The organism is Helicobacter sp. MIT 03-1614, assembly GCF_000762925.2.
GTDB classification, from domain to species: Bacteria; Campylobacterota; Campylobacteria; order Campylobacterales; family Helicobacteraceae; genus Helicobacter_C; species Helicobacter_C hepaticus.
On the sequence record NZ_JRMS02000005.1, the window covers coordinates 82,327 to 97,919 of the forward strand.

The following is a 15,593-nucleotide window of genomic DNA, read 5'->3' on the forward strand; positions in this document are numbered from 1 at the left end:
AGTGATGAGAAACATCAAATGTGCCATTTTATTTAGCGGAAACGGAAGCAATATGCAAAACCTTATAGAATCTTTGCATAATAAAATATTTTATGATAATAATAACAATCCTGTGCATCTTGAAATCACTCTCACTCTTTGTAATAATCCCAAAGCACAAGGTATTACACGCTCTGCTGATCTTGCTATCCCTTGCACAATTATTAATCACAAAGATTTCTCCTCGCGTATTGATTTTGATAATGCTATGATAGAAATACTCCGAGTGCATTCCATAGATATTGTGCTCTTAGCAGGTTTTATGCGCATTCTTACATCTTCTTTTACACAAACCTTTCAAACAATCAATATCCACCCCTCTTTTCTGCCTGAACACAAAGGAGCTTATGCCATTAGAGAGAGTTTTAACTCTGCTCAATCCTATGGTGGAGTAAGTGTCCATTGGGTAAATGAAGAACTTGATGGTGGAGAAATTATTTTGCAAGAAAAATTGCAAAAGATTCCAAATGAAACCCTTGAAGAATTTGAATCTAAAATCCACGCCCTTGAATATTCTCTCTATCCACGCGCTATTTTGCTCACACTTGGGTTAAAAGATTTAAACAAAAGTGTAGAGGAATCAAAATGAGTTATCCCATTGAAACACTCAGTGCTTTTAGCATTTTTGTTCTCCTTATTCTATTTGCTTCGCCTATTAGTAGCCTTACGCGTATTCCTATTGTAGTAGTAGAGATGATTTTAGGAGCTATTGCTGCACATTTTTTTACTTTCCTTAATGATTCTCAAGAAATACACATTGTCGCAGAAATAGGATTTTTATTTTTAATGTTTTTATGCGGTTTGGAAGTAGATATTAAATCTTTTGCAAAGCTTGGCAAACCCTTTTTGCTTCAAACTCTAGCATATTTTTGCACACTCTATGGCATTACTTGTATCGTTGTTTTTAGCGCAAAAATTTCTTATGTGTATATTGCAGCATTTCCTGTTATGAGCTTAGGTATGATTGTAGCGCTTATTAAGGATTATGGCAAAGACCAACCTTGGCTTGATTTGGCACTCAAAATTGGTATCTTGGGAGAATTAGTAAGTATTGCTGCACTTGTAATTATTGATGGTGCATCGCGGCACGGAGTGGGAAGTGAGCTGGGAAGAAAACTCTTTATGCTTGGACTTTTCTTGCTTTTTGTCATCTTTGGTTTTAAAATTGCAAAAGTCATTTTTTGGTGGATACCTCAGGTAAGATTCTTATTTTTGCCAAACGATGATAGCAACTCTCAAGACTTACGATTTGTCTTTATGTTACTTTTTGGCTTCGTGCTTTTAATGATGTTCTTAGAAATTAAAGCTGTGCTTGGAGCATTTTTAGCCGGAACGATTCTCGCTACATTTTTTAAACATAAAGCCGAATTACCCGAAAAACTCAATCATTTTGGATTTGGATTCTTTGTGCCTTTTTTCTTTGTGCACGTGGGCTCTACACTCAATCTCAATGCAGTATTTAGGGATACACAGATTCTCTATCACGCTTTATATCTTGTCATCGGTATGCTTACATTGCGCCTCATTAGTGCAAGTATTGTCTTTGGTAAATATTTTAAAAGTGCAAAATTTACACTCCTTTTTGCGCTAAGCGATTCTATGCCACTTACCTTTCTTATCGCCACTGCTACTTTAGGTAAAAGTATTGGGGAACTCAATGACACGCTTTATGCGTCATTTGTGCTTGGTGCGATTTTAGAGGGTATTATTTTTAGTGTGCTTATTAAAATTGTATATGTATTTTGGAAAACACCCCAAAAGGAGAAATAATGCAAAATCCTGCCCCTACTCGCCAAACTTGGAGCTCTAGTCTCACTTATGTTTTAACCGTTGCAGGAGCGACTATTGGCTTTGGAGCAACTTGGAGATTCCCATATCTTGTAGGAGAAAATGGTGGTGGTGCGTATGTGCTTGTTTTTATTCTTGCAATGATTTTAGTAGGAATCCCCGTGATTTGGGTAGAAAATGTCATTGGCAGACGCGCACATAAAAATGCAGTTGATGCTTTTAGTGGAGAGATAGAAGGCAAAAGCATTCCGCATATCTATAAAATCATTGGCTATTGTGGCATTGCAGGAGCATTTGGGATTATGGCATATTATATGGTGCTAGGCGGCTGGGTGATTACTTATATCACAAGTATCCTAAGTGGCGAGCTTAATCTCTCCTCGCCCATTGATAAAGAACTTGCCCAAAGCTTTTATAATGCCAAAATAGAGCATAATCCGCTAATGATTGGCATTTGGACAAGTGTATTTGTCGCTATAAATTGGGTAATTCTCAAAAAAGGCATCATTGATGGCATTGAGCGCAGTATGAAATATCTTATGCCCTTGCTTTTTATCTGTTTATTTATTATCGTTATCCGCAATCTTACGCTTCCGGGCGCAATGGAGGGTGTGAGATTCTATCTTTTGCCCGATTTTAGCAAAATCACAGCTAAGCTTTTCATTGATGTGCTAGGGCAAGTGTTTTTTGCACTTTCCTTAGGTTTTGGCGTGATGATTACACTTAGCTCCTATCTACAAAAAAATGAAAATATGATTAAAACCGCTGTCACCACCGGTGTGCTTAATACACTTATCGCGCTCTTAGCTGGATTTATGATTTTTCCCTCACTCTTTAGTTTTGGATTAGAACCAAATCAAGGACCAAGCCTTGTATTTCAAACCCTCCCTATTGTGTTTTCACATATTTATTTTGGTAATGTCCTCGCCCTTATCTTTTTCCTGCTTTTAATTACTGCAGCACTTACTACTTCTTTGCCCATTTATGAAGTGATTATTACCGCCTTATATGAAAAGTGTAATATCTCACGCACCAATGCAATTAATATCACGCTTGGCTTTATTTTCATATGTGGGAATCTCCCTTGTATCCTCTCTTATGGAGCTTGGGAGCATATCACTTGGAATGGCAAAAATATCTTTGATAGCTTTGATTTTATCAGCGGCAATATTCTCTTTGTGCTCACTTCTCTTGGCACATTACTTTTTGTGGGTTGGATTTTAAAAGATGAAGCAAAAAAAGAGTTAAGCAACAATGGCACACTTAATCCGCACCTTGTAAATATATGGTATGCGTATGTTAAATATGTCTTGCCCTTCGTGATTGTGCTGATTTTTATTGCTGGTGTATTTCCTTACGCGCTTAATAGATTCTATTAATCTTTGATAATGAAAGTCTATTTTATACTTCTACTTGCTTTATGCATAGGAATGAACGCGGATACTTTGCACGCACAAAGAAAAACGCACGCTCTTAGCATTTATGGCACTCCAAAATATCCTCAAAACTTCACACATTTTGACTATGCTAATCCTAATGCTCCAAAAGGTGGCGCACTCAAAGGCTTTGCTCTTGGCACTTTTGATAGCCTCAATCCCTTTGTGCAAAAGGGCAATGCGGCTGCGGAGCTTAGCACACTTGTGTATAACACACTTACCATTCAAAGCCTAGATGAGCCTTTTAGCGAATATGGGCTAATTGCAGATTCTATGACAAGGGGGAGAGATTACATTATCTTTCATATCAACCCAAAGGCAAAATTTAGTGATGGTGTAAAGGTGAGCGCAAAAGATGTCGCATTTAGCTTTGAGACGCTAATGCGAAAGGGCAAGATAGAGTTTAAACGCTACTATGCTGATGTCAAAAGCGTCAAAGTGCTAAGTGAGAGCGAAGTGGCATTTTATTTTAAAAATGATTCTAACAAAGAGCTACCTTTAATCTTAGGGCAACTCCCTATTTTACCTGCTCATATTTATCTTAAAGAGGGCAAAAATACTTTTGGTGAGAATCCACTTCAAATCCCCATAGGAAGCGGCGCATATAGAGTGAAAAAATTTGATATAGGGCGCAGTATCACTTATGAACGCAACCCTCACTATTGGGCGCAAAATCACCCTACACAAAAGGGGGCATATAACTTTGATGAAGTCATTATAGAATATTATAAAGACCCTTCTGTGGCGCAAAATGCCTTCCTTGCTGGAGAATACGACTATCGCATAGAATCTTCAGCAAAAGTGTGGGCAAACGACTATGAGGGCAAGGCAAAAAAAGAGGGAAAAATCATTTTGCAGAGCTTTAAACATCAGCTTCCAAGCACATTTCAAGGCTTTTTTTTCAATACAAGAAATCCTCTTTTTGCCGATATAAGAGTGCGGGAAGCTTTGCTTTATGCGTTTGATTTTGAATGGAGCAATAAAAATTTATTTTTTAATCAATACGAGCGCACAAAGCATATTTTTAATAACTCCCCTTTTGCTTCCTCTGGCATTCCCACAGGCAGGGAAAAAGAGATTTTGGAAGAATATAAATCTAAGCTTAATCCTAGAATCTTTACCCAAAGCTATATTATCCCCCGCACAGATGGAGCAAAAGTGCGTGGGGAAAATTTAAGAGAGAATCTTAAATACGCAAGAGATTTACTTAAAAGTGCGGGATTTTATATTAAAAATGGCACACTTTATACGCCGCAAGGCAAACCTTTTACTTTTGAAATTCTTATATCGTATGAAGCTTTTGAGCGTATTTGCTTGCCTTTTGTAAAAAATCTCCAAAAGCTTGGCATTACTGCTACGATTAAAAAAGTAGATGATTCACAATATATTAATCGTGTGCGGCATTTCAAATATGATATGGTCATTGAGCTTTTAGGGCAAAGCCTTTTTCCGGGCAATGAGCAAAATTACTATTGGAGCTCTGCAGTGGCAGATACAAGTGGGAGTAAAAATTTTGCAGGCGTAAAAGATGCTGTGGTAGATGATTTAATTCAAAGATTATTAAATGCTACGAATGAAAAAGAGCGTATAGCCATTGGCAGAGCAATGGATAGAATCTTGCTTTGGGGATTCTATGCTATCCCACATTTTAACCTCCCTGCTTTTCGTGTGGCATATTGGCGCAAAATTGAAATGCCAACCATTACCCCACCTTATGGCATTGACCCATATTTATGGTGGGCGAGAGATACAAAAATGAATCCTACTAAGAAGCCAAAAAGCTAGGGACTGCTATAATGTTCCCCTTAAAACTTTTAAATATATTAAAGGAAAATTGTGTCAAAACACACTCCTAAAAAGCATTTAATTAATAAATACTCATCAAAGGAAATACAGGGGAGGGGTAGTAATAAATGAAGCATTATCTTGATTTTATTTCGTGTAAAGATTTAACAAATAATAGCCTTTTTGGATTCCTTAAGTGTAATGAAAATGAAGGAAAAATTTTGCAATTTATGGCAAAAGCCTTGCTTGAGGGTGAAATGGATTTTGTCGTGCATATACTACTTGCTAAAGTCTTCCCACACAAAGACACCTCAAGCACACAAGGTGAGCATAGCCTTGCATTTTTGCATCATATTCGTAATCTTATTGAGTTAGGTTGGATTACTCAAAGCTCATTCTTACAGCCCAAACTTACCGATATTGCATTACTTGAGCTCTATAATGATAATATTTGTCTCTCACACACCTTTTTGAAACTCCTTGAAGATGGCACGCTTAATGTTGATTTGCCCGAAATCACTCCCTATGAAGACCACCTTGAATATCTCAAAGACCGCTTTGCACATATTGATTTACTTCATAAAATGAGTGGGCTTAAATTTTCGCAAAAAATAGATTCTCCCTCTCTTTTACGTGCAAATTATCGCCTTAAGCTCCTTGAAGATACTATCAACTCACGCTTAAAGCTTACAACTAAAGATATTAGTATTATCAAGCTTATCAAAGAACATCACTTAGAACAAAAAGAACAGATTATCTTTTTTGCCCTGCTCAAAGAAGAATATTCAAGTAGTGATGAGAATCTACGCGATATAAATGCTTTACTTGAGCTCATTAGCCTTGATGAGTATGACAAAATCAAACATCGCTCTTTACTTGATGAAAATTCTAATCTTGTGCAAAAGGGCTTAGTGGATTATGATGAATTGCTTAATCCCTTTGGGGGCATATCACGCACATTTTTTATCCCAGAAGAAATACTTCAAGATATCATTCACCCTAACAAAAAAAAGAAACGCGCTAAAATCAGTCTTGATTCTATTATCAAAGAACAAGAGATTTTTGAGCTTGTGGAGCCGAAACAAAGCATTAATGATGTGATTTTGCACTCTCACACGCGTGAGATTTTGGACAATCTCTTAGCTCAAGTCAATAGCAATGTAATTTCTCTGCTTAGACTTTGGGGGATAAAAGATAAGAAAAAAGGCATTGATGCAAAAATTCTTCTTTATGGTGCAGCTGGCACAGGTAAAACCATTACTGCTCTAGCTTTGGCTAAAAGCCTTAAAAAGCAAGTGTTAAGCTTTGATTGTTCAAAGATTCTCTCTATGTATGTGGGAGAATCCGAAAAAAATGTGCGCAAAATTTTTGATAGCTACCAAGAAATTTGCAAAAAAATTAAAAATGAGCCTATTTTGCTCCTTGATGAAGCTGACCAATTCCTTAGCACGCGCGCAACTAGCGGCAATAGTGCAGATAAAATGCACAACCAAATGCAAAATATTTTTTTAGAGCAAATTGAGCGATTTGAGGGCATTTTGATTGCAACAACCAATCTTTTAGAAAACTTTGATAGCGCATTCTCGCGGCGATTTAATTATAAAATTGAATTTAAACGACCAAATAAAGAGCAAAGAATCGCTCTATGGCTTAAATATCTGCCAAAAAATGCAGATTTTGGAGAAGATTGCAAAGAAAATCTTGCCAATGCACTTGCAGAATATAACTTAAGTGGAGGACAGATTCACCTTATTGTTAAAAATACCGCTTATAAAGTCGCCACAAAAAAAGAGCCTATTTTCACACAACAAGATTTTATCACACATATCAAGGCTGAGCTTAGCGGAAATTTTGATAATGCTAAGAGTATGGGCTTTAGAAGTTAGCACTCAAGAATAATGATTGTAAATTCTATATTGCCCACTTACAAAAATTCTAAGCAACAATAATATTCTTATAAGAAAAAAGGAAATTAGAATATAAAAATAAACTTACTCAAAATTTAAAACTTCTTCTTATTTACATCACTTAAAATATCATCAGCGATTTGATTGACATTTTGAGCAATCTCATTTGTAGTATTCGCTACACCCACATTATTATCAGTAAGAGTTTCTAGCTGGGCAATAGCCTCATTAATCTGCTCAATTCCTAAAGTCTGCTCTTTGATGGATTCGCTCATTTCGTTAATACCCTGCACCAAAACATTGACATTCGCCTCTATTTCATTGAGCGATTTACTTGTTCTCTCTGCGAGTTTTCGCACCTCATCGGCAACAACAGCAAATCCTCTTCCGTGTTCTCCTGCACGTGCAGCTTCTATTGCTGCATTAAGAGCAAGTAAGTTTGTTTGGTCTGCTATATCTCTAATGATACCCACGATGTTTTTAATATCCTCTGCTTGATGCGTAACTTCACTTGTTTTATCATTAACATTTTGCATAGAGCTAGAGATTTCCTCAATAGAGGAGGCAGATTGCTGCAAAGAACTTGCTTGAGAAGAATTACCAGCTAAGAGCTTATTCATAGATTCTTGTAACTGATGTGTTTGTGCAACAAGCTCTTTAGCATAGCCACTTGAGGAACGAAGCATTTTCTTAATCTCTTCTCCTAAAATATTCGTGGTCGTCTCTACACTACCTTGTGCATTGGGCACTTCTGTCGTAAAATCAAGGGTTTTATAAGATTCAAAGACACGATGAATCTCATTCATATTGCTCCCTACCCTATGTTGCAACACATCAAGCATAGTATTAAGGACATTTTTAAGTTCTATTAATTGAGGATTATAAGGATTTTCTATAATTCTTGCTGTTAAATCTCCCTCTTCTATTGCCTTAGCCGTTTGTATAGATTGTTCTACCGCCTTTTTATCTTGCTCTAAACCTTCTTGCACATTTTGTATATTTTGGTTGATTTCTTTTGCCATAATGCCAAATTCATCATTTGCTTTTGGAGTTAAAAACGCTGGAGGAATATCCACTTCGTGACGAATATATTTGAAAAAACCAAAGAGCAAGGCAGAAATATTTTTTAATCGCGCGACAATTTGTGTGCGGATAAAAATAAACATTACAAACATCACTATGACAATACTCGCAATATTAGCAGCTATCATTGTTATTCTAAGCTTTGAGACAGATTCGTAAATAGAGCTTTCTGGCGCTGAAACAATAAGTGTCCATATTGATGTATCCACACTATCACCGATATGGATATTTGCCACAGCTGTGTAACTCATCTCACCTAGTGAATTAATATAACTAAATATCCCCTCAATTTGATTCTCAATCGCGTGTTTAAGCTCATTCATTGTAGGGCTTTGATTCACTTCTCGCAAATATTTACCCAAAAATTCTTTTCTCCCGTGTGCTGCAATGGTAGAATCAGTCGCATACACGCCTTTAAAATCACCTTTGTAAATAGAATTTTTTGGATCTTGAAGTATTGTTGTAATAGTTGATAAATCAATAAACACACCTAAAACACCTTGCACTATACCTTTTTTATCTATAAGAGGTTGATTTATACCCATACCAAAGTATTCTTTACCATTAATTGTTACCCACAAAGGTCTGCCCACACTAGGTTTTCCTGTGCTTAGAGCTTCTTGCACACTTGGAAAATTTGCAATTACTTCACTTGCTGGCACAATGCGACTTTGATTTTTGCCCTCATTAATAGCCAAAACCATAAAATCACCATTAGGTAACTTATGTGTAGAATCAAGGATATTTCCACCTTTATATCTTTCATCTCTAAGATACACATAGCCAAAATTGCCCCATTCATTGCTATTAAACATATCCATAACATCATTTTGCAAAATAGCCTGTGCACCTGCTTGCACATCGCGCATTACAAAATGCTTAGAAGCACTCACAGCAACATAGATTTCATTAAAAATCCCTCCTACCCAATTTGCTTCGCGTTTAGCTGCATTGACAAGCATTTTATTTGCTTCATTCATTTGAATATCTTGCGAAATTTTTACGATGATTATCGTAACAGCCAACATACAAATAACCAATATGCTTGAAAAACCTAGCATAATTTTTGCGCCAATACTTAATGAACGAAAAAAATTCATTTTGCCCCCTTTAACCAAACCTAATAAAGATAAAGTAAATATTAAAAAAATCTGAATGAAAATATATCAAAAAAAAAAAAAACGACACTTAAAGATAACTCAATTTATTCATTTTGTGTTTTGCATTAAGCCTAGCTATAATGATATAATCTTTTACAAAGGCAAAGTATGCAAGATTTATCCAAATCTTACCTTGAACGCGTAGTGGGCATATTACCTCGCCGATATGGGCTCAATAAACAGAGAATCTTTTTATATGGCGCACCCGGCGTGGGTAAAAGTTCATTAGCATTTTTTCATAGTATGTATTACAAAAAGACACTTTATATAAACTGCGCTGATTGCCGCACAAATATAGAATCTGCTAATGCGCTTATTCTCAAATCCTACCTTGAGCGTAATCTTGAGCTTCTCATCATAGATAATTTTACGCCTGCGCTCTCTCTACCTAATCTTAATCATATTATCCTTATTGCCCCCTCAATGACACATTGCCCAAAAGATTTCAAACACAAGCATATCCGAGCTTTGAGTTTTGAAGAATATGTGAGCTTTGATAATAAAAATATTTCTATTACAAATCTCTTTAATCTTTTCCTCAAAGAAGGTAATCTCCCTGAAATCCAACGACTTCAACCAAGTTACAAAATCACTCGCAAACAAGAGATTCTAAAACTTGCACTTGCTAATGATTTTGCTCTATTTTGCTCCCTCCTATCTATGCAAGGACAAAAACTCACTATAAACCACATCTACACACTTTTAAAAAAATCTCATAAAATCTCCAAAGATAAAATCTATCCGTGGCTTACACACCTTGAAGCGTGCGGTATTATCTATCTTATCCCACATATTAAAAATGCAAATAAAAAATTATATTTTTATGATTTCACTTTGCCACTTTGCGTGCAAAGCCCAAAAAATCTCATTGCGATTTTAGAAAATATGCTGCTTTTAGAGATTCTTAAACTATGTGAGCAATATGAAAAAAGCGAACAAATATATTATGGCGATTTAGGGGAATTTGTATGCGAAATCGGTGTGTTTTTGTTTTTGCCCTTTAGCAACTTAGAAAATATAGAATCTAAACTCTCAAAACTCACTTTCATTTACAATCATATCTATATTATCACCCTAAACTTTGAGGGCAAAGGAAAATGTAGCTTTAATAAGAATACGCTAGAATGGGAGGCGATAAGTTTTATTAACTTCGCCCTTGAGTGGGAAATATAAATTTGCAAATCTAGTGTAGAAAATGCCTTGTATGTGTGAAATACATCGCTATGTTGTATTCATTACACGCTTGTATCACTTCATCATCACGAATACTCCCACCGGGCTGAATAATAGCGCTTACACCGGCTTGATGAAGCATATCTACACTATCACGGAATGGAAAAAATGCCTCTGAAGCGCATACACAGCCATTTAAATCAAGATTCATATCTTTTGCTTTTGCAAGAGCTGCCCTTGAAGCATCAACGCGACTTGTCATACCCATACCAATGCCTACAAGTGAGCCATCTTTGACATAGGCTACACAATTTGATTTTGTAAGTGCAGCAATAATATAGGCGATTTTTAAATCTTGCTTTTGACTTTTACTTGCAGCAACTTCGCTTACAAGCGTGGCATTATCTATTTCCTCACTTAAGACATTGTCGCTCTCTTGGAAAAGCACTCCTCCTTGTATATGCTTAAAGTCATAGTCATCATTTGGGAGCGATAAATAAGAAGTCTTTTGCGTAAAGATTTTCATACGCTTTTTCCCTTCAAAAAGCGCAAGTGCCTCATCTGTAATATCTCCAGCCACAAGCACCTCAACAAAAATTTTATTCATCTCTTGGGCTAAAGGCAAATCCACAATGCCATTTACCGCTACCACACCACCATATGCACTCACGCTATCACACGCAAGTGCGTGAATATAAGAATCTAAAAGCGAATCTTTAAGTGCAAAACCACAAGGATTGCCGTGCTTGATGATACTCACTGCCTTCGCATCTTTACCAAAACTTATAGAGAGTTTCATTGCAGCATTTATATCTGCAAGGTTATTAAAGCTTGGCTCACCTTTTTTTATCTCAAAATGTTCTTTCCAAAAACTCCCAAACTCATAAAGTGCACCTTTTTGATGTGGATTCTCGCCATATCGTGTTTGTAGCACTCTTTCGCCTACAATAAACACCTTTTCCCCAAAACCATTATTAAAGCATTTATTCATATATTGAGCTATCATTGCATCATAACTTGCTGTGTGTGAAAAAGCTTTTATCATCATTTTTTGACGCAATTCAAGCGTATTATTGCCTGCGCGTAAAGATTCTATCACGCTTTTATAATCATTTTTATCAGTAATAATAAGCACACTCGCAAAGTTTTTCGCTGCAGAGCGCACCATTGCGGGACCACCAATATCAATATTTTCAATAATCTCCTCAAAGTCATCTGTGCGCTCTATGGTTTGCTTAAAAGGATAAAGATTTACACATACAATATCAATCGCACTAATACCTTTTTGTTGTGCTATGCCCACATCGCTTTGATTATCGCGCCGATAAAGTATCCCGCCGTGGATCTTAGGGTGCAAAGTCTTCACGCGTCCATCAAACATTTCCTCACTTTGTGTATATTCTCCTACGTCAATAGCTGCAATGTGAGATTGCTTCAAAAGCTTAAGTGTGCCACCTGTGCTTAGAATCTTATATCCTAATTGTGTTAAATCCTGTGCAAATTCTACAATACCTTCTTTATCGCTTACACTTAATAGTGCATACATATCTGTCCTTGTTAGTAAATTTTGGTAATATTGTAGCCATATTTTTTAAGAAGGCAATAAAATGATATGTGTCTTTGATTGTGAAACAATCCCAGATTTTGACTTGCTTCAAACTACCTTTGGTTATGAGGGCGAACCTTTGCAAATCGCACAAAGTGCCTTTAAAGAACAATTTGACAAAAGCGGGAGTGAGTTTCTCCCTCTATGCTTTCATCGTATAATAAGCATAAGCAGTGTGGTATGCGATGACTTTGGGCATTTCCGCAAAGTAGGGCACTTTGGGCAGGGATTTTTAGATTTGATACAAGAGGGCACAGATTGTCTCTCAAAAGATTTCTTAGATACTTTAGAATCTACACTTTTAAATGAATTTTGGCAGTTTTTTAATAAAAATAATCCAAAGCTTGTAAGCTTTAATGGACGAGGTTTTGATTTGCCTGTTCTTGCTCTTCGCTCTATGCGCTACAATATCAGTGCATACGCATATTTTGAGCAAAATAATCCTGCGCATAATAAAACTAAATGGGACAATTATCGCCAACGATATAGTGAGATTTTCCACACAGACTTATTTGATAGCTTAGGGCAATTTGGGGCAGTGCGCGCACTCAATCTCAACACGCTCTGTCGTATGCTTGATATGGTTGGCAAATATGATATGAGTGGTGAGCAAGTCTATCAAACTTATCTTGGTGGAGAAAATACTTTAGAAACCAAAAAAGCTGCACTTGGAACAATTAATCATTACTGCCATAGTGATGTGCTTAATACTTATTGGCTCTATTTAAAATATGAGCTGCTTAAGGGCACTTTATTAGAAAATGACTATTATGCTCTACTTGTGGAGTTTTGCGAGAAACTCCCTAAAGACAAGCCTTATTCAGATATTTTTACACATACGCTTAAAAAACATATAGAATCCTATAAAGCAGATTCTTAAAAAAGGAAAGTAATGAATACACCTTATATTACCAAAAATGGCGAAATCACTACCAAAGCCCAACTTATCTCCGAGATAGAGCAACTTCTTAATGTAATTCCTGCTTCGCATACCACACTTTCTCCTGCAGTTATGGATACTCTCTCTTGTGTAGATTTAGAAAATGTGCGTGATAATCTCTTACAAAAAAGCAATGATGTAATTGCACAAAATAAACAATGGCTTTTAGGACTTGTCAATGAGTAATCTTCGTGTTGGTATTATTAATTATGGTGTAGGGAATCTCGGCAGTGTACAAAATGCTTTTGCTTTTATACAAACACATTTTAGCGATGTATTACCACATACACTTGAAATAAAGGTAGAATCTCACCCTGAAAGGCTACAAGATTACGATAAACTCTTATTGCCGGGTGTTGGAGCATTTGGCAATGCAATGACACATTTAAAAAACACTCATTTAGATGAGGCTATCAGAGAATTTGTCCAAAGCGGCAAATTCTTAATTGGGATTTGTTTAGGAATGCAACTGCTTTTTGAGCAAAGTGAAGAATTTGGTAATCACAAAGGATTAGGACTTATTGAGGGCAAAGTAGTAGGATTTGAACATATTGCACCACTAAAAGTGCCACATATTGGGTGGAATAGCTGTAATTTTACTCCTGAAGGCAAACATTCAAAGCTTTTTAGGGGTATCGCTGATGGAAGCTTTTTTTATTTCGTACATAGCTTTCACATTCAAACACAACCTCAATTTATCCTTGCTCAATGCACCTATAGCTATCCTTTTGGTGCGATTGTCCATAAAGATAATCTTTTTGCCATACAAGCTCACCCCGAAAAAAGCCATAACGTAGGTTTAAGGCTTCTTGCAAATTTCCTTACCTTATGAAACATTGCTTTTCCATTTACCTAGTTGTTGTTTTAGTTAATTATAGTAATGGAAAATTTTTATTATTTGTAAGGAGAAAAATATGATTGATTTAGCAATTATCGGTGGTGGTCCAGCTGGACTAAGTGCAGGTTTATACGCAACAAGAGGCGGTATTAAAAATGTAGTGCTTTTTGAAAAAGGTATGCCCGGCGGACAGATTACAGGAAGTAGTGAAATAGAAAATTATCCGGGTGTAAAAGATATTGTAAGTGGTATGGAGTTTATGGAGCCTTGGCAAGAGCAATGCTTTCGCTTTGGATTAACTCATAAAATGAGTGAAGTCAGCCAAATCACAAAGAAAAATGATATTTTTTACATTCATCAAACCGATGGAAGTATTGATGAAGCAAAAGCAGTAATTTTTTGCGCCGGTGGTAGCCCAAAAAGAGCAAATCTTAAGGGAGAAGATGAGTTTTGGGGTAGAGGTATAAGCACTTGTGCTACTTGTGATGGATTTTTTTACAAAGACCAAGAGGTTATTGTGCTCGGCGGTGGTGATACAGCTCTTGAAGAAGCAGTATATCTTAGTCGGATTTGCTCTAAAGTGCATTTGGTGCATAGAAGAAATGAGTTCCGCGCTGCGCCCAGCACAATTGAACACGTAAAGAAAAATGATAAGATTCACATTGTTACTCCCGCAGTTGTTGAGGAAATCAAAGGCGATAAATCGGGTGTAACGAGTGTGCTGATTAAACATACAGATTCAAATACAAATGAGGAAATCCCTGTTATGGGAATCTTTATTTTTGTAGGTTATAATGTCAATACAGCTACGCTCAAACAAGATGATGGCTCAATGCTTTGTGAATGCGATGAATATGGCAGTATCAAGGTAGATTTATCAATGAAAACAAGTGTAGAAGGTCTTTTTGCAGCTGGAGATGTCCGCACTCTTGCTCCCAAACAAGTTGTATGCGCAGCTGGAGATGGTGCAACTGCGGCATTACAAGCTATTGCATATTTAGAACATAAGTAATATTATATATTTTATAGAATCTATTACATTTAAGGAGAATATATGCTAAAAGTAGGGATTTTTGGCGCTACGGGACGCGTAGGAAAGCTACTTATTGAAGAAATACTTAATCACACTCACTTCAATCTCTCAAGTGTATATGTGCGTAATGAATTACAATATTCGCTTCCCTCAAGCACAATGGTAACAAAAGACTTTGAAATATTTTTACAAGCAAGTGATGTGATTATTGATTTCTCTTCACCCGAAGCGACAAAAGCACTTCTTGAAGTCGCTCTCTCTTATCCAAAACCGCTTGTTATAGGCACAACAGGTTTAGATAATGACATACAACATCTCCTTGAAAATGCCTCACATACAATGCCTATACTCTATGCAACAAATATGAGTAAAGGGGTAGCAATGCTCAATAAAATTGGCGCATTAGTGGCTGCAACATTAAAAGAAAGTGATATAGAAATCTGCGAGATTCATCATCGCTACAAAAAAGATGCGCCTTCTGGGACTGCCCTTACTCTTGCTCAAAGCTGTGCGAAAGCAAGGAATCTCAAATTGAGCGATGTGCGCATAAGCGGACGCAATGGAAATATTGGTGAAAGAAATCCTCACGAAATTGGCGTAATGAGCCTACGCGGAGGTGATGTTGCTGGAAGACATACAATTGGATTCTATCTTGATGGTGAATATTTAGAGCTTACTCATAATGCTACTTCTCGCCTTACTTTTGCTAAGGGCGCACTTGATATGGCAAAATGGATTGTAACACAAAAAAATGGGCTTTATAGTATTGAGGATGCACTTGAGATTTAAGCTTTAAATTTGCTTG

The 15,593-nt window shown here is 36.5% G+C and carries 13 protein-coding genes; 11 read left to right on the forward strand and 2 right to left on the reverse strand.

The window, feature by feature from the left end:
• Positions 1-4: 4 nt before the first annotated feature.
• The 5 genes from purN to LS66_RS04710 all read left to right on the forward strand — a co-directional run bounded on the left by purN (position 5) and on the right by LS66_RS04710 (position 6,934).
• Positions 5-628, forward strand: a complete 624-nt coding sequence (gene purN / locus LS66_RS04690; RefSeq protein ID WP_034367558.1) for a phosphoribosylglycinamide formyltransferase — start codon at positions 5-7, stop codon at positions 626-628.
• Positions 625-1,809, forward strand: coding sequence for a cation:proton antiporter (locus LS66_RS04695; protein WP_034367549.1), 1,185 nt, complete (start codon positions 625-627; stop codon positions 1,807-1,809). Before purN ends, LS66_RS04695 begins: the two co-directional genes overlap by 4 nt.
• Positions 1,809-3,206, forward strand: a complete 1,398-nt coding sequence (locus LS66_RS04700; RefSeq protein ID WP_034367552.1) for a sodium-dependent transporter — start codon at positions 1,809-1,811, stop codon at positions 3,204-3,206. The genes LS66_RS04695 and LS66_RS04700 overlap by 1 nt, the downstream gene beginning before the upstream one ends.
• A gap of 51 nt (positions 3,207-3,257) precedes the next feature.
• Positions 3,258-5,048, forward strand: coding sequence for an extracellular solute-binding protein (locus LS66_RS04705; RefSeq protein WP_052057474.1), 1,791 nt, complete (start codon positions 3,258-3,260; stop codon positions 5,046-5,048).
• Positions 5,049-5,176: 128 nt separating this feature from the next.
• Positions 5,177-6,934 (forward strand): ATP-binding protein, encoded by a 1,758-nt coding sequence (locus LS66_RS04710; RefSeq protein ID WP_011115316.1) that lies wholly within the window; start codon positions 5,177-5,179, stop codon positions 6,932-6,934.
• A 116-nt stretch (positions 6,935-7,050) separates the two neighbouring features.
• Here the strand turns inward: LS66_RS04710 and LS66_RS10430 are convergent, their stop codons facing one another.
• Positions 7,051-9,138: a methyl-accepting chemotaxis protein gene (locus LS66_RS10430; RefSeq protein ID WP_034367555.1), complete on the reverse strand. Its 2,088-nt coding sequence runs from the start codon at positions 9,136-9,138 to the stop codon at positions 7,051-7,053.
• Between the two features lie 168 nt (positions 9,139-9,306).
• Here LS66_RS10430 and LS66_RS04720 point away from each other — a divergent pair, with 168 nt between their 5' ends.
• Complete coding sequence (locus LS66_RS04720) at positions 9,307-10,371, forward strand: ATP-binding protein (RefSeq protein WP_011115324.1); 1,065 nt, start codon at positions 9,307-9,309, stop codon at positions 10,369-10,371.
• A gap of 10 nt (positions 10,372-10,381) precedes the next feature.
• Here LS66_RS04720 and purH read toward each other — a convergent pair whose 3' ends face one another.
• Positions 10,382-11,917 carry a bifunctional phosphoribosylaminoimidazolecarboxamide formyltransferase/IMP cyclohydrolase gene (gene purH, locus LS66_RS04725; protein ID WP_034366049.1) on the reverse strand — a complete coding sequence of 512 codons (1,536 nt, stop codon included), beginning with the start codon at positions 11,915-11,917 and terminating at the stop codon, positions 10,382-10,384.
• A 61-nt stretch (positions 11,918-11,978) separates the two neighbouring features.
• On the opposite strand from purH, the gene LS66_RS04730 reads away from it, so the two are divergent.
• The 5 genes from LS66_RS04730 (at position 11,979) to dapB (ending at position 15,577) form a co-directional block, all read left to right on the forward strand.
• On the forward strand, positions 11,979-12,857 hold the full coding sequence (locus LS66_RS04730) for a 3'-5' exonuclease (RefSeq protein ID WP_034366047.1): 879 nt from the start codon (positions 11,979-11,981) through the stop codon (positions 12,855-12,857).
• Positions 12,858-12,869: 12 nt separating this feature from the next.
• Positions 12,870-13,103 carry a hypothetical protein gene (locus tag LS66_RS04735; protein WP_034366045.1) on the forward strand — a complete coding sequence of 78 codons (234 nt, stop codon included), beginning with the start codon at positions 12,870-12,872 and terminating at the stop codon, positions 13,101-13,103.
• Positions 13,096-13,749 carry an imidazole glycerol phosphate synthase subunit HisH gene (hisH, locus tag LS66_RS04740; RefSeq protein WP_034366043.1) on the forward strand — a complete coding sequence of 218 codons (654 nt, stop codon included), beginning with the start codon at positions 13,096-13,098 and terminating at the stop codon, positions 13,747-13,749. Before LS66_RS04735 ends, hisH begins: the two co-directional genes overlap by 8 nt.
• Before the next feature lie 82 nt (positions 13,750-13,831).
• The gene (gene trxB, locus LS66_RS04745) at positions 13,832-14,767 is read left to right on the forward strand and encodes a thioredoxin-disulfide reductase (protein WP_011115328.1); all 936 of its coding nucleotides are present in this window, start codon (positions 13,832-13,834) and stop codon (positions 14,765-14,767) included.
• 42 nt (positions 14,768-14,809) lie between these two features.
• Positions 14,810-15,577 carry a 4-hydroxy-tetrahydrodipicolinate reductase gene (dapB, locus tag LS66_RS04750; protein ID WP_034366040.1) on the forward strand — a complete coding sequence of 256 codons (768 nt, stop codon included), beginning with the start codon at positions 14,810-14,812 and terminating at the stop codon, positions 15,575-15,577.
• Positions 15,578-15,593 lie beyond the last annotated feature (16 nt).

Excerpts from the sequence above, each read along its gene's own strand:
- purH (WP_034366049.1), bottom strand. The coding sequence starts at position 11,917 with ATGTATGCACTATTAAGTGTAAGCGATAAAGAAGGTATTGTAGAATTT.
- LS66_RS10430 (WP_034367555.1), bottom strand. The coding sequence starts at position 9,138 with ATGAATTTTTTTCGTTCATTAAGTATTGGCGCAAAAATTATGCTAGGT.
- LS66_RS04700 (WP_034367552.1), top strand. The coding sequence starts at position 1,809 with ATGCAAAATCCTGCCCCTACTCGCCAAACTTGGAGCTCTAGTCTCACT.
- trxB (WP_011115328.1), top strand. The coding sequence starts at position 13,832 with ATGATTGATTTAGCAATTATCGGTGGTGGTCCAGCTGGACTAAGTGCA.
- LS66_RS04730 (WP_034366047.1), top strand. The coding sequence starts at position 11,979 with ATGATATGTGTCTTTGATTGTGAAACAATCCCAGATTTTGACTTGCTT.
- LS66_RS04735 (WP_034366045.1), top strand. The coding sequence starts at position 12,870 with ATGAATACACCTTATATTACCAAAAATGGCGAAATCACTACCAAAGCC.
- LS66_RS04705 (WP_052057474.1), top strand. The coding sequence starts at position 3,258 with ATGAACGCGGATACTTTGCACGCACAAAGAAAAACGCACGCTCTTAGC.
- LS66_RS04720 (WP_011115324.1), top strand. The coding sequence starts at position 9,307 with ATGCAAGATTTATCCAAATCTTACCTTGAACGCGTAGTGGGCATATTA.
- LS66_RS04695 (WP_034367549.1), top strand. The coding sequence starts at position 625 with ATGAGTTATCCCATTGAAACACTCAGTGCTTTTAGCATTTTTGTTCTC.
- purN (WP_034367558.1), top strand. The coding sequence starts at position 5 with ATGAGAAACATCAAATGTGCCATTTTATTTAGCGGAAACGGAAGCAAT.
- LS66_RS04710 (WP_011115316.1), top strand. The coding sequence starts at position 5,177 with ATGAAGCATTATCTTGATTTTATTTCGTGTAAAGATTTAACAAATAAT.
- dapB (WP_034366040.1), top strand. The coding sequence starts at position 14,810 with ATGCTAAAAGTAGGGATTTTTGGCGCTACGGGACGCGTAGGAAAGCTA.
- hisH (WP_034366043.1), top strand. The coding sequence starts at position 13,096 with ATGAGTAATCTTCGTGTTGGTATTATTAATTATGGTGTAGGGAATCTC.